This is a genomic window from Peribacillus sp. NPDC006672 (genome assembly GCF_050274955.1).
Lineage (GTDB): Bacteria > Bacillota > Bacilli > Bacillales > DSM-1321 > Peribacillus.
The window spans coordinates 30842-46882 of sequence record NZ_JBNNOR010000004.1 but is presented as its reverse complement, the minus strand read 5'-3'; the positions used below and the strand labels follow the sequence as shown (position 1 = coordinate 46882).

13 protein-coding genes and 4 pseudogenes are annotated in these 16041 nt (G+C 38.6%); 9 read left to right on the top strand and 8 right to left on the bottom strand.

The features are described from left to right. Window positions 1-73: 73 nt before the first annotated feature. Window positions 74-570: pseudogene (locus ACQKKK_RS07885) on the bottom strand (MBL fold metallo-hydrolase); the annotation flags it as partial. 2 nt (window positions 571-572) lie between these two features. On the opposite strand from ACQKKK_RS07885, the pseudogene ACQKKK_RS07880 reads away from it, so the two are divergent. Together ACQKKK_RS07880 and ACQKKK_RS07875 are read left to right on the top strand one after the other, a co-directional pair. Then, a pseudogene (locus ACQKKK_RS07880) lies at window positions 573-1067 on the top strand (recombinase family protein); the annotation flags it as partial. A gap of 473 nt (window positions 1068-1540) precedes the next feature. After that, window positions 1541-1633: pseudogene (locus ACQKKK_RS07875) on the top strand (hypothetical protein); the annotation flags it as partial. Between the two features lie 79 nt (window positions 1634-1712). Here the strand turns inward: ACQKKK_RS07875 and cydS are convergent. From cydS to ACQKKK_RS07850, 5 genes are all read right to left on the bottom strand, one after another. After that, a complete protein-coding gene (gene cydS, locus ACQKKK_RS07870; RefSeq protein ID WP_427615371.1) occupies window positions 1713-1823 on the bottom strand; it encodes a cytochrome bd oxidase small subunit CydS in 111 nt (36 codons plus the stop codon). Between the two features lie 12 nt (window positions 1824-1835). Beyond that, complete coding sequence (locus ACQKKK_RS07865; protein WP_427615370.1) at window positions 1836-2849, bottom strand: cytochrome d ubiquinol oxidase subunit II; 1014 nt, start codon at window positions 2847-2849, stop codon at window positions 1836-1838. 18 nt (window positions 2850-2867) lie between these two features. Further along, window positions 2868-4196, bottom strand: a complete 1329-nt coding sequence (locus ACQKKK_RS07860; RefSeq protein ID WP_427615369.1) for a cytochrome ubiquinol oxidase subunit I — start codon at window positions 4194-4196, stop codon at window positions 2868-2870. 288 nt (window positions 4197-4484) lie between these two features. Then, window positions 4485-5129, bottom strand: a complete 645-nt coding sequence (locus tag ACQKKK_RS07855) for a response regulator (RefSeq protein WP_427615368.1) — start codon at window positions 5127-5129, stop codon at window positions 4485-4487. Continuing rightward, window positions 5122-6162 (bottom strand): PAS domain-containing sensor histidine kinase, encoded by a 1041-nt coding sequence (locus tag ACQKKK_RS07850; RefSeq protein WP_427615366.1) that lies wholly within the window; start codon window positions 6160-6162, stop codon window positions 5122-5124. The genes ACQKKK_RS07855 and ACQKKK_RS07850 overlap by 8 nt, the downstream gene beginning before the upstream one ends. A 261-nt stretch (window positions 6163-6423) precedes the next feature. On the opposite strand from ACQKKK_RS07850, the gene ACQKKK_RS07845 reads away from it, so the two are divergent. From ACQKKK_RS07845 to ACQKKK_RS07830, 4 genes are all read left to right on the top strand, one after another. After that, the gene (locus ACQKKK_RS07845) at window positions 6424-7200 is read left to right on the top strand and encodes a sulfite exporter TauE/SafE family protein (protein WP_427615365.1); all 777 of its coding nucleotides are present in this window, start codon (window positions 6424-6426) and stop codon (window positions 7198-7200) included. A gap of 148 nt (window positions 7201-7348) precedes the next feature. After that, window positions 7349-8542 carry an FAD-dependent oxidoreductase gene (locus tag ACQKKK_RS07840; protein WP_427615364.1) on the top strand — a complete coding sequence of 398 codons (1194 nt, stop codon included), beginning with the start codon at window positions 7349-7351 and terminating at the stop codon, window positions 8540-8542. 30 nt (window positions 8543-8572) lie between these two features. Next, a complete protein-coding gene (locus ACQKKK_RS07835) occupies window positions 8573-9160 on the top strand; it encodes a hypothetical protein (RefSeq protein ID WP_427615363.1) in 588 nt (195 codons plus the stop codon). A 3-nt stretch (window positions 9161-9163) separates the two neighbouring features. Next, window positions 9164-10573 (top strand): MBL fold metallo-hydrolase, encoded by a 1410-nt coding sequence (locus ACQKKK_RS07830; RefSeq protein WP_427615362.1) that lies wholly within the window; start codon window positions 9164-9166, stop codon window positions 10571-10573. 54 nt (window positions 10574-10627) lie between these two features. On the opposite strand, the pseudogene ACQKKK_RS07825 reads toward ACQKKK_RS07830, so the two are convergent. After that, window positions 10628-10946 (bottom strand): annotated as a pseudogene (locus ACQKKK_RS07825) (transposase); the annotation flags it as partial. 331 nt (window positions 10947-11277) lie between these two features. Between ACQKKK_RS07825 and ACQKKK_RS07820 the strand changes: the two are divergent. Together ACQKKK_RS07820 and ACQKKK_RS07815 are read left to right on the top strand one after the other, a co-directional pair. Next, a complete protein-coding gene (locus ACQKKK_RS07820; RefSeq protein WP_427615361.1) occupies window positions 11278-12318 on the top strand; it encodes an ATP-binding protein in 1041 nt (346 codons plus the stop codon). Next, the gene (locus tag ACQKKK_RS07815; RefSeq protein WP_427615359.1) at window positions 12315-12959 is read left to right on the top strand and encodes a response regulator; all 645 of its coding nucleotides are present in this window, start codon (window positions 12315-12317) and stop codon (window positions 12957-12959) included. Before ACQKKK_RS07820 ends, ACQKKK_RS07815 begins: the two co-directional genes overlap by 4 nt. A gap of 234 nt (window positions 12960-13193) precedes the next feature. Here ACQKKK_RS07815 and ACQKKK_RS07810 read toward each other — a convergent pair whose 3' ends face one another. Continuing rightward, a complete protein-coding gene (locus ACQKKK_RS07810; protein WP_427615358.1) occupies window positions 13194-14108 on the bottom strand; it encodes a TetR/AcrR family transcriptional regulator in 915 nt (304 codons plus the stop codon). 253 nt (window positions 14109-14361) lie between these two features. Here ACQKKK_RS07810 and ACQKKK_RS07805 point away from each other — a divergent pair, with 253 nt between their 5' ends. After that, the gene (locus tag ACQKKK_RS07805; RefSeq protein ID WP_427615824.1) at window positions 14362-15810 is read left to right on the top strand and encodes a DHA2 family efflux MFS transporter permease subunit; all 1449 of its coding nucleotides are present in this window, start codon (window positions 14362-14364) and stop codon (window positions 15808-15810) included. Window positions 15811-16041: the final 231 nt, after the last annotated feature.

Sequence of the window (16041 nt, the reverse complement as noted above, 5' to 3'; positions counted from 1 at the left end):
AGCTAGACCTCCCTTTAGTATAATAAGGATAGTCTTTCCTTAGGCCTCTCTTATAAAACCAACTCTTTTAATAAAATTTAAAGTCTCCTGTATGGACGACCGTGCCTTCCGGTGTATGCATGGTGACTCCAAGACAATCGGGGATACTGTGATTCGTTTTGAAAAAATCCAGACTCATCTCCCCAAATTCCAACGTTGAATCCGAGTCGATCTGGATTAATTCAGTATCAGCCAAAAGGTTATGTTCTTTTAACTTCAATTCAATCAACCCAAGTGTTAAACGTGTGGCATAAATGGGTATATTTAATTTTTTTAAGAAATAGGGGATACCGCCTATATGATCTTCATGCCCATGAGTCACGATTAATGCCCGGATCTTCTCCTTATTTTCCTGTAGAAAGGAAATATCAGGAATGATCAAGTCGACGCCTAATAAACTTTCATCAGGAAACTTTGCACCGCAGTCGATAATGACCATATCGTTTGAATATTGGACCACATACATTTTTTACCGATTTCATTCACTCCGCCTAGAGCCAGAATGGACAAAGCATTTTCATTCACACTCAGACATGCAAATTGATGCTCTCGAAAAATATGGAGTGGATGAAATCTTTCAGGAGAAAATAACTGAAACAAGGAAAGATCGTCCTCGATTAGAGGATATGATTAACTATCTCCGTCAGGGTGATGTGGTGGTGGTTTATAAATTAGATCGCATTAGTCGGAGTACAAAACATCTAATTGAACTTACAGAGCAATTTGAAAAAATAGGAGTGGACTTTATATCCATCCAAGATAATATAGATACTTCAACAGCCATGGGCCGTTTCTTCTTTAGAATGATGGCTAGTATGGCAGAACTTGAAAGAGATATCATATCAGAAAGAACACAGGCAGGATTAAAAGCAGCCAGAGCCAGAGGAAAACTTGGTGGCCGACCAAAAGCTGATCAGGCAAAACTTGAATATGCTTATCACTTATACAAGCAAAAGAAATTGACGGTAAAAGAGATATGCGACAAAGCAGATGTCTCTCGGACTTCCTTATATAGATTTATAAATCGAACAAAAACAAATCACAAATTTAAGGTAATAGTCTATTCAGATTTTATTAAAACAAATAAGAAGAAAAAAATATACAAACTTTTGCTTCACCACAGAGAATGAAAAACTGTTAATATGGGTTTTATATTTGCTAACAAGTTCAAAGTCAGTTTCGTAACGAGCATTGTGAATGTTATCATTCATGATGCTATTTTTGTTTGTGGAATTCTATTGAAAACAGACTAAGCCAGGTTGAAAATCAATTAGATTCGATGAAAAACGGGAAGTAATGAGAAGTAACGCTGTTTTTTACCAAAAAACAGCGTTTTTATAGAATGGAAATTTACATATTGCGACGAAAACCGCAATATATCTTCGAAAGTAAGAATATATCGACGAAAACTGCAATTATATCTCCGAAAGTAAGAATATATCGACGAAAACTGCAATTATATCCCATCATAATGACAATCTTCTTTCCTAAAATATCGGCTGCAGTGAAGAGGATTCACGGTAATGAAAAATTTGGGATAGGACCAGTCATTGAAGACGGATTTTACTATGATTTTACATATCCTTCTACAATACACACAAAAAAGCAGCGTGAATACCTGCTTTTTTGTGTGTAATTTGAACCCTTTAATTGTTTCCGCTTGTTTCGGATCATCAAAAATCTTGTTTCTCCAAGAATTTGCTTTTTGTTCCCCAAATAAATACTCCGGCTATAGAAGCGGCGACTGCTAAGAGCGGTGCGTAGGTGATAAGAAAGTGATGCATGTTTTTTTCCTCCTATCGTTCTCCCTGAACGTATTTTTTGTTGAAAAGAAATAGTTTGAGCACTAGGTACAAAGATGGCACAAGAATCAGTAAGCCCAGTATAAATACGACGACAAGGGCGATGGCCATCGTTTGGTTGGTAAATCCATCATATATGGTTAAATACGGATAAAGCAGGTACGGATAGTGTGAGGATCCATAAGCGAAGAAGGCGAATCCATACTGAAGTACAACACTTATGAAAGCCATTCCGTAACGTTTCTTTTTATAAAAAAAGTAGACTGCGGTTATGAAAAATACAATTGATATAAGGAACATCCAGGCCTGGTCCATCATCGCTTCAAAATGAACACCATTATGAAGCTTCAGACTGTAAAATGTGGTGATGGCCGCCAAAATCGAAGGGAAGCTCCAAGCCAATGTGTATTTTCTAAGCAAGGCATGTGCTTGAAAGTCTTGCGCTTTGTAGGCGTACCAAGTCAGAAAGCTTGCTGAAATAAACAAAACACTGACGATGGACAGTAAGACAACGCTCCAGGAGTACGGACTTTTCAGCAGTTCTCCGAGCAAAAGCTGTACTTCATTGTTTTTGACAGAAATGAATCCTCCTTCGGAAATCGTTAGCACCGTTGTTAAAGATGCAGGGATTAGAATTCCTGTCATTCCATATAAAAAGGTTAAAATACGGTTATTTTTCATTCCATAAGTCCCAAAGGCATAATAGGCACCGCGGATTGCTAGCAAGATAATGGAGATACTTGCGGGAATTAACAGGGCCGATCCAAAATAATACGCGGTTTTCGGAAAGAATCCGATTATCCCGACAAAGAAGAATACCAGGAACACATTGGTCACTTCCCATACAGGAGATAAATATCGCTGGATGATGGTATGAATCAAATGCTTTCTTCCAGAGAAGTCACTGTAAGCACTGAAGAATCCAGCTCCAAAGTCAATGGAAGCAACAATGAGGTAGCCAAATAAAAAGATCCATAAGACGGTGATGCCAAGCAATTCTAATGACATTGCAAATCCTCCTTTCTCCTATAACCCAAGCTCTTTCAGTTCAGTTTCTGCTGTGTTTTGTTTGAACATTTTACGTAAGACGATTATGCTACCAATGCCTAGGGCCAGATACAAGACCGCAAAGACCACAAGTAAGACATCCACGTGAGGTGAAGCGGTTGCTCCATCAATGGTTTTCATATATCCTCTTAAAATCCAAGGCTGGCGTCCTACTTCAGCAAAAATCCAACCTAGTTCAATGGCTAGAACGGCTGCGATACCAGATAAAGAGGTAGTAATCATTAGCCACTTTTTGTAGATCCATTGTTGTTTCCATTTAACAAGTACCAAATATAGTGTGGATAAAAAGGTAAGGCCCATGCCGATTGTTACCATTAAATCAAATAGGTAATGGATATAAAGCGGCGGTTGTTCATCCACTGGAAACTCATTTAGCCCGATGACTTCCGTGCTGGGTAGGTTATTGGACAAAATACTTAATCCATAAGGAATGGAAATCGCGTTTTTCACTTCTTTGTCATCGTTCAAATAACCGAATAATACGAGCGGCACTTCCGTGTCTGTTTCAAAATGCCATTCGGCAGCGGCCAATTTTTCCGGCTGATACTCAGCCAAGTACTTCCCTGAGAAGTCGCCAATCAGCGCAGTAGTGATGGAAAAGATGAAGGCTGCGCCAAGTGTCAAATGAAGAGCTTTCTTATGATACGCATGCTTGCTGCCTTTCAATATACGGAAGGCGGCAATCGAAGCCAGAATAAAGGCAGATGTCATATAAGCGGATGAGAGAACGTGAGCCACTTTCGTTGGTGTGGCTGGGTTAAACATTGCCTTCAATGGATCAATTGCTGTAATTACTCCGTTGGATAATTCAAATCCTTGCGGAGCATTCATAAATGCATTCACAATCGTTATAAACACAGCAGACATGGAAGATCCAATGACAACTGGAATTAATAAAAGTAGATGACGATAAGGATTTTTAAATCGATCCCATGTATACAAATAAATACCTAAGAAGATGGCTTCAATGAAGAATGCGAATGTTTCCATGAATAATGGGAGACTGATTACTTGCCCAGCCAATTCCATGAAATTCGGCCAAAGCAAACTTAATTGCAGGCCGATCGCTGTTCCTGTCACGACACCAACGGCAACGGTAATGACAAACCCACGTGCCCAGCGTCTAGCCAATAACAGAAGATGTGGGTCTTTCTTCTTCAAGCCAATCCATTGAGCCAAGGCGATCATCATCGGGACACCGACCCCGATGGTCGCAAAGATAATATGAAATGCTAATGTTAATTCGGTTAAATATCGGCTGTACATGGCCATATTGTTTTCAAACATCGTTGTGACCCCGCTTCCTTTTTCATTTTATTTACGAGAAAAATTTTGAAAGCAATGAAAGAAACATAATAATGGACACGCCAATCGCGAGTGTAGCTAATCTTTTTTCATGTTTTTTACCCATAACTGTCAACTTCTTTCTCTATTTAACTTACCTAAAGTATAGGAGTGTGGAAGAAGTGAACACATAGGTGTTTTCCCCTATCCATGACTTAAAAATGGACATTGTTTGAACAAACGTTCATAAAGACATAAAAAAACTGCTTCCCGAAAGAAACAGTTTGTTGATTAGCTATGTAAATCCAAATAATTATTTTTCAAGCCATATTGAATTAGTTCCGACTTATTTTTCAGCTGTAATTTTTGCATAATGTTCGCTTTATGGTTTTCAACGGTCTTCACGCTAATTTGTAGCTTTGTGGCAATTTCCTTGTTTGTGAATCCTAGAATCGTAAAACGCACAACTTCTTTTTCTCTAACGCTTAGGATCGAAGGCTCCGCTTTTCCTGTGCTTTGAAAGATTTTTTCCAATTGCTCAGGCGGCAATCCGACATGATAATGTCTTTTTCCCTTCATTACAGCTGTAATCGCTTCATATAACTCTCCACCCTGACTGCTTTTTAATAAGTAACCATGGGCTCCAATCTGCACCGCTTTTTGAATATATACCTCTTCATTGTGCATGGTAAGCAGAATCACTTTTACCCTTTCTACCTGTTTTAAGATTTCCTGAGTAGCTGTAAAACCGTCCAATCCATTAGGAATTGAAATATCCATTAAAACCACATCCGGTTTTTCCCGGTTCGCTAAAAGTATGGCGCTTTCTCCATCACCAGCCTCTCCGACAATGTGCAGGTCAGGATAGCTTTCCAATAATAGGACAATGCCTTTCCGGATCAGAATATGATCATCAACAACCAATATATTAATCATGCTGATCCTCCATCCATTGTGGAATGAAAATCTTGATGTTTGTGCCTTTAGTAGGAATCGACTCAAGCTCGAATGTTCCCCCTAGCTGGTCCACTCTTTCATCCATATGCTTGAGTCCGAGGCCTGGGTTTCCGAGCTCATCTGGATTAAAGCCCTTGCCATTGTCATTAATAGTCAAGGTCAATCCAGCTTCAGTACGGAATAGTCGGATAGATATCTTGGAAGCCTGGGCGTATTTGAGTGTATTATGAAGAGCCTCCTGAATCACTCTGTATAAATTTATTTCCACTGGAGATTGACAGCGCTCTTCAACATTTGTCACAAATGAGATCGAAAGCTTAGCGTTGTTTCTTTCCACAGAAGCAATCAACGTATGAATAGCGGCGACGATCCCTAACTGATCTAAGCTATGCGGTCTTAATTGTTGCGAATAGTCTTTTACATCATTCATCACTTTTTCTAATTCTTTTCGTACTTCGCCTATGTATGTATTTAACCGAGCATCATTGATATACGATTCAATGGCTTGAAGGGCAACCGAGATACTAAATAAAGATTGACCAACTCCATCATGAAGCTCCTTGGCAAGCCTCTTATGTTCCGACTCTTTTGCATCAATTAACTTTTTGATCATTAACTTAGAGATCCTTGCTTCTTCTTCGCGTTTCTTGGCACTTTGATCACGCAGCACCAATAAATATTCTTTCCGGCTACTTTTCCTGTCATGATAGACAAGTGCCGTACTCATCTCCACATCGATTTTCTCCCCATGATAGGTAGGCATTTTGGAAAGGAAATAGGGAACTTCATCATTCTGCAGTAAATAACAGGTATTCTCTCCAGGTTGTATATTCCTATTTTCACAATAGGTACATAAAGGAACCGTTCCATTAAGTTTCCAACCTGTTAAATGCTCTGCGGATGGATTCATCATAATAATATGACGTTGTTGGTCCATGATGATGATCCCATCTTGAATGCTCTCAAAAATCCGTTTTAAATAGGTCACCTCTAAATGGAGCAGTTCACTCATTAAGCCAAGCACCTCCAAATTTTATAAATCAGTACTATTATTATACCCATTAAATGAAGTTCCACCATTTGAAGCTTTTTAACTTTGGATTTAAGAACTATATCATAAGTTGTCTACCTTCCTATATAGTTTAGAATTTTGTCATTTCAACCAATCAATCCAGTTTTATAGGGGAAACCCCCTATAGGTTCCAAAAGTTAAGCGTTCTATACTTATAGATGAAAAAAAGACAGATGGATACAAAGGGGAGGAAAACATATTATGGATGTTTCATTTATCATTTTGATTTTCTTGATAGGATTTATCGGATCCTATCTTTCAGGAATGGTAGGGATAGGCGGTTCGATTATTAAGTATCCAATGCTTCTTTATATACCGCCATTATTAGGATTTGTCGCTTTTAATGCTCATGAAGTTTCAGGAATCAGCGCTGTCCAAGTGTTCTTTGCCACTATTGGCGGTGTTTGGGCATACCGGAAAAGTGGTTTGTTAAATAAAGATTTAATCATTTACATGGGTTCAGGGATTTTACTTGGTGGATTGATTGGCGGTTTCGGTTCTAAATATATGGAAGAGTTTACAATCAATATTGTTTATGCAGTCCTTGCAACAATTGCCGTCATTATGATGTTCATTCCAAAGAAGAACAATGATGATAAGCCCGCAAATGAAGTGGTTTTTAATAAGTGGTTAGCGACCATTTTAGCTTTTATTGTGGGCGGAGCTTCTGGAATTGTCGGTGCGGCAGGTGCCTTTATTTTAGTTCCGATTCTACTTGTGGTTCTTAAAATTCCGACAAGGATGACGATTGCCACTTCTCTTGCGATTACGTTTATTTCATCTATCGGATCGACTATCGGAAAAGTTGCTACCGGTCAGGTGCTTTTAGTACCAGCATTGGTCATGATTGTTGCTAGTTTAATCGCTTCTCCTCTTGGAGCAAAAGCGGGACAAAAAATGAATACAAAGGTTTTACAATGGATATTGTCAATCCTTATTTTAGCGACAGCAATTAAAATTTGGATGGATATTTTGTGAAAGTAATTATGGATTATTCTCTATCATGCTGCGGGTTCCGACATGGACTTTCCTCATATTGATAGGTTTACTCAAAATTAGGGGAAATCCCCTATATTTTATGAAAAATATTTCAACTATGATTAAAGTTGTAAAGGGGGATGTTCAAATGAAAAGTTCATACAAAGTAGTCATTGTTGGAGGGGGTTCTGCAGGTATTTCTGTAGCAGCACGATTATTACGTCAATCTCATTCACTTTCAGGTGAAATCGCCATCTTAGATCCAGCAGTCAAACATTATTATCAACCATTATGGACATTAGTAGGTGGAGGGGCAGCTAAGAAAGAGAGCTCAGAGAGAGACATGCAAAGTGTTATTCCGGAGGGAGCTGTATGGATTCAAGCAGCAGTTATGGCGTTTTCTCCTGAAACAAATAGTCTTTCAACAAATCAAGGACAAACCATCTCATATGATTATCTGGTTGTTGCCAGTGGTATAGAAATCAATTGGAAAGGAATTAAAGGACTACAGGAAAATTTAGGGACAAAGGGCGTTTGCAGCAACTATTCCTATGAACATGTGGATTACACATGGGAAACAATCCGTTCATTTAAAGGTGGAACGGCGTTGTTTACACATCCAGCTTCCCCTGTTAAATGTGGTGGCGCCCCACAAAAAATTATGTATTTAGCAGAAGATCATTTTAATCGTTCACATATTCGTAATCGCTCAAAAGTCATATTTGGTTCCGCAAATCCTGCTATTTTCGATGTGGAAAAATATCGACTTGCACTTGAGAAGGTAGTAGAAAGAAAAAATATTGATGCTCGTTTCCGCAGAAATCTGATTGAGATTAAGGCAGATGAGAAAATCGCCATTTTTGAAAACTTGGATACTAATGAGATAGAAGAGATTGCTTACGATATGATTCATGTAACGCCTTTAATGCAAGCTCCCGCTTTTATTAAAAACAGCCCGTTATCAGATGAAAACGGATGGGTCGATGTACAGCAACACACTTTACAACATAATCACTTTAAAAATGTTTTTGGTTTAGGTGATAACGCTAACTTACCAACTTCCAAAACAGGAGCGGCCATCCGTAAACAGGCTCCAGTAGTAGCCGAGAATATAATGGCCTTGATGCGTGATCTGCCTATGAAGGCTAGCTATGATGGTTATTCTTCATGTCCGATTGTGACTGGTTATAACAAACTCGTTTTAGCTGAATTTGATTACAACAAAGAACCTTGTGAATCTATGCCATTCAATCAGGCTGTTGAGCGTACGAGCATGTACGTCATGAAAAAGGATTTGCTCCCGATTATGTATTGGAATGGTATGCTAAAAGGCACTATGTAAAAATACGTGAACAGAGGGGAGGATGCAGGTATGGGGTATTCTGAGACGAATACAAATAAAGACATGATACAATTGATCAATGAGCTAGAGAAACCTGAAGTTCAAGAATCATTAACGGCACTACTAGGGAAGCTACCTGATATTCAAAAAACGTTGGAATCTGCTGAAAATATTATGGACTTTGGAAAATCAGTTGTCCAAGATAAGGAATCCATCAATAAATATGAACAAACCCTTTCTACATTGAACATTAACGGTGAAACGGTTGTAGCGTTGATTACTTTAATAGAGAAAGTTCCAAAACTTGTGAGTATGATTGAGCAGGTAGAAAATATAATGGACTTTGTCACAGATATTATCAAGGACAAAGAGTCTACGGATTATTTATTGTCAAACCTAAAGGAATATACAGAGCCTATTCTCAAGGAAGGGAAAGATGGTCTGTCTCTTATTAAGAGAGTCAAAGAAAGAGCCGATTGTAATCCCCAGAACGTAACAATTATCTCTGTCATGAAATGGATGAAGGATCCTACTGTAAAAAGGGTATTATGCTATGTACAAGCAGCATTAGAAATAATAAATGAAAAAAATCCAGAAAGATTTGAAAGGGGAAAATGATCTATGTTAATACGTTACTTTTATGATGAGAAATTGGCACATGCATCTTATTTAGTTGGTTGTCAGGCAACAGGAGAAGCGGTAGTTGTGGACCCAATGCGCAATATCACTCCTTATATTCAAACGGCTGAGAAAGAGAATCTGAATATCGTCGGGGCTTTAGAAACCCATATTCACGCTGACTTTGTATCAGGTTCCAGGGAATTGGCAGATCGGTTTGATACAAAAATGTACATCTCTGATGAAGGAGATAAAGATTGGAAATATCAAAACCTTGAAAATGTACCACACCAATTGTTAAAAGACGGCGACAAGTTTACAATTGGGAACTTAGTTTTTGAAACTATGCATACTCCTGGACATACCCCTGAGAGTATATCTTTTTTGCTAACGGACTACGGTGGTGGTGCTGATAAACCAATGGGTATCTTTACAGGAGACTTTGTTTTTGTTGGTGATATTGGACGTCCTGATTTATTGGAAAAAGCAGCAGGAATCCAAGGTACTTCTGAATCAGGTGCTAAAGCGATGTATAAATCGATTGAAAGATTTCAAGAACTACCTGACTATTTACAATTATGGCCAGCTCACGGAGCAGGAAGTGCATGTGGAAAGGCACTTGGCGCTGTTCCTTCTTCTACAGTAGGTTATGAAAAACAGTTCAACTGGGCTATGAAATTTAATGATGAGCAATCATTTAGTCGTGCATTGCTTGAAGGTCAGCCAGAACCTCCTTACTATTTTGCTGTGATGAAGCATGTTAACAAAGTAGGCATTGAATTAATCAAAAATTTACAAGAATTAAAAGTGATTTCTTCTTTTGAAGAAATGCAGAAGGTCATGGCTGAAGGTCATCAAATAGTAGATACACGGACGGCTGAAGCTTTTGCAGAGGAACATATCTCTGGAACTCTCAACATCCCATTTAATAAATCTTTCACAACCTGGGCTGGATGGCTTGTCGATTATACAAGACCGCTTTATCTACTTGTCGATCCGGAAATTGTTCAAGAAATGTTAATAGCCCTTCGTTCTATTGGAATTGATGATGTAGCAGGATTTGGGGATGTTGAAGAAATCCTTAAAGGTGCCCCGTCATCTTCATTAGAAATGTATGAAAGTATTACACCGCTAGAAGCACAACCGTTAATCGATAATAATGAAGTCCATGTACTGGATGTCCGAAATGAAACAGAGTGGAATGAAGGACATATGGAACAAGCACAGCACATCATGATTGGAACTTTACTAAAACGAATCGATGAAGTGAAAAAAGAAAAGAAAATAGTAGTACATTGTCAATCAGGGGTTCGCTCTGCTATCGCAATGAGTATTCTGCAAGCAAAAGGAATTAGTAATATTGTCAATATGACAGGCGGTTATTCAACATGGGCAAAAGAAGTGCGTAACTAAAACAGAATGATCAACGGTATAAAAGCTGATTCTTTTTAGAATCAGCTTTTATACCGTTGAAAAGTGAGGCACTTTATCATGGAAACCATAGCCTAAGAACCAACGGTAAGACATATTTGTTTCAACTTCTTCAATCGTTTTACGCATTGAACGAATACTAAAGGTATATTGAATGAATGTCAGTTTAACTAAAATAACTGGATCAATCCTTGGGCGTCCTACCTCTGAATACATATCTTTTACCAAGTCATATATGAATGAGAAGTCAATGGCGTCCTCCATTTTTCGAACCAAATGGTTCGCTGGCACCATTTTGATCTAAAGTAATCATTTCAAGTTGATCTCGCTGAATAGAATCATGTTTAGAAAGCATCCTTATCACCTCTAGTTTATACTTCTCTTTAAAAACAAAAACGACTGTTGGCAAAAGAGGTTCTATCTAAATTTTATAACAAAGTTGATTGGAGCGGAAAGCGAGTGCCTGAGCGGAAATCAACGTTCAAATTGTACATGCCATAAAACAAACTCGATTTTCATCGAGTTTGTCTACAGTCTGAAGCTGATTCTTTTTAGAATCAGCTTTTCGTACATTGTATTTATGAAAGAATGCGTTTTTATAAGTGTTCAAATCGTTTGCTGAGGTATAAATGGTAGAACAATCAAAATGGTCATAAGTCTAATTTAAAAATAAGGAGTACTAGTTTATGCTAGAGATTGGTCAAATTGACAATAAGTATTTACAGCAAATCTTTCAAAACATACAAGATGGCATTATTATCATGAATCAAGAACGAAAAATCCTTATGATGAATCAATCGGCTAGAAGATTAACAGGCTGGGGGTTACATGATAGCGTTCCTTTTTGTACATTTTGTGAGCAAAGAAAAATGAAGAAGAATGGGCATAAATGCTATTTAATTGAAAATAATGAAGTCCCTTATTTTTTATCTAAAATGCCAATTTATCATGGAAAGAAAATAGATGTAGAAATGAGTACGGCTCTGATGTATACAGATACTCGGAACGGTCAAAAGGAGTACCTTTTGGTTTTACGTGATCAAACCGTTCAATTAAAAGAAGAAGAGATGAGAGTATCAAAATTAATGATTAAAAAGCTAATTGAAGCAAAGGAATCAGAGCACAAAAGGTTGGCCCAAGACCTTCATGATGGAGTAGGGCAATCTTTGTACACGGTATCTGTAGCACTTCAAGCAATCGAATCTTACATCGTGGATGATAAACGCCTAAATTCCTATATCAAAGAAGTGAGGAAAGAACTGGAAAAAGTCATGCATGACATTAAAGTGTATTCGTCTCAATTACGTCCACATAGTTTAGACCAGCTCGGTATTGTACCTACTATTAAAACGTTGATTGAGTCTGTTGAAAAAACCCATCCTGATCTAAATATCACATTTGAGACAAATGTCGAAGAACGCTGCCACTCCACAGTTGAAATAAACCTATATCGTGTTATCCAAGAAGCACTTCACAATATCTTAAAATATGCTCAGGCTAAAAAGGTCATCATTTGTCTTTGTAAATATACAAATCACTTATCTCTCATTATTGAAGATGATGGAATAGGATTCAACAAAGCTGAAATCAAAAATGAAGGATTGGGCCTAAAGCATATTGAAGAGCGAATCGATCAATTAGGTGGTGAATTTTTCATTGAGACGGCAAACGATAAAGGAACGAAAATCAAAATCACAATTCCAAAGTGGGAGGAAGGAACTGAATGATCAAAGTGCTAATTGTCGATGATCATGTTCTCATCCGAAAAGGTATTGTTCTTCTATTAGAAAGTTATCCCGAAATTGAGATCGTCGGTGAAGCGGGTGATGGCGAGGAAGCCATTATATATGCAGCTAGGATGCAGCCTGATGTCATTTTAATGGATATTTCTATCTCGAACGGTCTGGATGGATTTACTGCTGCTCAAGAAATATTGAAGCAATTGAAGCATGTTAAAGTGATTCTATTAACGATGCACAACGAAATTATTTACATTCAGAAAGCGATTGAAATCAGTGCTCAAGGCTATCTATTAAAAAATAGCCAAGGAGGCGAGCTCTACGAGGCCATTAAGACCGTCTATAATGGAAAGAAATATTACAAGGTTGGCCTACCAAAAGAGCGGGTTGAAAAGTTATTCAAAAACAAGGGAAAGGATAAACCTTCGATCCTCACTATTCGTGAACAGGAAATCGTCCGACTAATCATATTAGGTTATACGAATATACAGATTGCAGAAAAGTTACGTATTAGCGGTAAAACCGTTGAAAACCATAAAGCAAATATCATGCAAAAACTTGCTTTGAAAAAGAAATCTGAACTCATTCAATATGGACTAGCAAATAATTATTTGGAATTTAGCAAGTAAAGCAGAAGTGGCCTTTTTAAGAACATAAACCTCGAAGTGCGGAAAAAATCTGGGTTGCTGCTGAATACACAATTTCTGCACATGCAAAACACATCCGATTTTTCGACCGTGACCAGGAATAATTCGACCATTCATCATTTCATAAATTGGAAAAAACAGTATGTGTTCAATAACATACTGTTTATTGTCTTTAGTTTTTAGGTTAGCCCATTCCTTTTCATCAGAAGCCTACTTTTATATTTCTTTTTCTAATTGGCTCAAGCAGGAGTTGATATTTTCTTCGAAATTTTCAACATATTGCTGGGCATTTGATGCGTATTGGGTTTTTAGGGTGTTCAGCAAACTTTCTATCAAAAATAGGCGTGGTTTGCTGGATTGAGTAAGCTCTTCATGGATGAAATCAATCAGTTCAACTGCTTTGGTTCGATCTTCGCTGCAAGGTAGAGCTTTGTTTGTTGCTTTTTTCAATGCCAAGGTGGATTGCAGTAGATCAGTGTGGGAAGAATGAAGATTGCTCCTGAAATTAGGAATCCATGTATCGATTAGCTCTGGGTCAAGAATCTGCTCTCCGCTTACAGCTACCTCATTGACTAAATGGACAATTCGGTTCATGCAGTATCGGATGACTTTTATTTCCGGTAAACTGATTGTTTCGGCTTTATGATTAAAATGATTCATGTGGGTCATCATCGAATGAAAGATAATGACGCTATCTAATAGATAGGGTTTTTTGCTTTCCCCGAATATATCGAGAAAACGGTCATGCATCCATCGTATGCTCAACAATAGAGTTTGATTGATGAATTGCTTTAATTCCTCGTCGTTGGAAACACGGACTTCTTCGATCAGGATAAGCAATTTACTTTGTTTGTTCACCATTAACTGCAATTCGAGCTGCTGGATGAAAATTTCAATATCAGCTGAATCTTGACCAATCAACAGTTTTTCCCTGTCGTGGCGAATCCTTGTATAGACGGAACGGAAAATGGCAATAAATAATTCACCCTTCGAAGGGAAATAATTATAAAATGTACCTTTTGAAATACCGCTGCCGTCTAAAATGTCCTGAATGGACGTGGCTTGGTAGCCCTTATCAATAAACAGCTTATGGGCCGTATCGATGACATTCTGCCTTCGATTATTCATCATATCACCTAATTTTCATTATACTGCTTGTATAAATGTAATCGTACTCTATTTTCCATCACAGCACAAACCCTTATTTAAACAAGAAAATTTTTATTGCAAAAAATGAACTGGGGGTATATTATTGATTTTATGAGATTTAGCTATACTCGTCGTACAATTTAATGAACCAACAGTTTGAATGGAGGAATAGATAAAAGTGAGTACAGCACAAACAACTGAAAAAAAAGGTTCGTATGGCATTTTGGCCATACTGATGATCGGTGCGTTTATATCGATACTGAATTCAACCCTTTTAAATATTGCACTGCCATCAATCCAAATAGACCTGGGAATCGAGACTTCCACAGTCCAATGGCTGACAACGGGCTACATGCTCGTGAACGGAATCATGATTCCGACAACTGCCTTCTTAATAAGAAAATATTCAGTTCGTAATCTGTTCCTGACAGCCATGCTCCTATTCTCAATCGGGACGATCGTTGCAGGTGTAGCGCATGTATTCCCGCTATTATTGAGCGCACGTATGGTTCAGGCTGCAGGTTCGGCAATCATGATGCCATTATTAATGAACGTACTTTTAACTGCTTTCCCTGTTGAAAAACGGGGCTCGGCAATGGGACTATTCGGTTTGGTCATGATGTTTGCCCCTGCAATCGGGCCGACGCTTTCAGGTTGGATCATCGAACATTATGATTGGAGAATGCTATTCCATTTCATTACTCCGCTTGCTTTACTAGTGCTAATTTTAGGCTTCTTTAAACTTAAAGACAAAAAGGAAAAAGTCGATATTAAAATCGATAAAGTATCGGTCATCCTATCAAGCCTGGGCTTTGGCGGCCTGCTTTACGGATTCAGTTCCGCCGGCAGCAAAGGCTGGGACAGCCCGTGGGTATATGGAACACTGATAGTCGGTGCCATCTCCCTGATCCTTTTCATAACACGCCAGCTTAAAATGGAAACACCAATGCTTGAATTCAAGATTTTCAAACATCCAATGTTCGCTTTATCCGCAACGATCTCAATCGTGCTGAATATGGCGATGTTCTCGGGGATGATCTTAATTCCGATGTACACACAAACAGTACGTGGCATTTCACCATTCGATTCTGGATTACTGATGCTTCCAGGTGCGTTATTAATGGCCCTCATGTCACCGGTTACAGGCAGGCTTTTCGATAAGTTCGGTGCCCGCATCCTTGCTTCAATCGGTTTGCTTATCACCGTGGTAACTACGTATTTGCTAAGTAAATTATCAATGGAAACTACGTATACAGAAATTGTAATCCTGTTTTCCGTTCGTTCCTTCGGGATGTCAATGTCCATGATGCCGATCATGACAAATGGTTTGAACTCGCTGCCAGCCCGCATGAACCCGCACGGTACAGCGATGAATAACACACTGAACCAAATTTCCGGTGCGATCGGTACGGCATTGCTCGTTACGGTCATGTCTAACCGTGCAGCTTCTACTGCCGAAGATTTAATGACGAAAGCGATGAGCAAATTAACAAGCCAGCCCTCCGCTGAGATGATGGGCCAAATGAAAGCCCAAATCGGGATGCAGGCAATGCTGGATGGAATTAACTTCTCCTTCTTTGTATCTACCTTCATTGCCGGTGTGGCGCTGATTCTGGCATTATTCATCAAGCGTGCATGGCCGGCAGAAGAAAAACCAGCTGTGAAAAAGAATCAAACCGCTTAAAGGACACAACCAAAAAGCCCCTATGCCACCTGAATAATCAGGCCGCATAGGGGCTTTTACTTTATCTTCACTTCAGCTTTTTGGGCTAGACCGGAATAATTCGACAAACCAGATTAATTCAGGGGTTAAACGTAGTGCTTTATTTTGACCGCCATGAGGCTCATAAGCCTGTACATCACCAACTAATCCTGCTTTGCTTTAATGGAGGAACGATAAATCTTTTTATTCCGT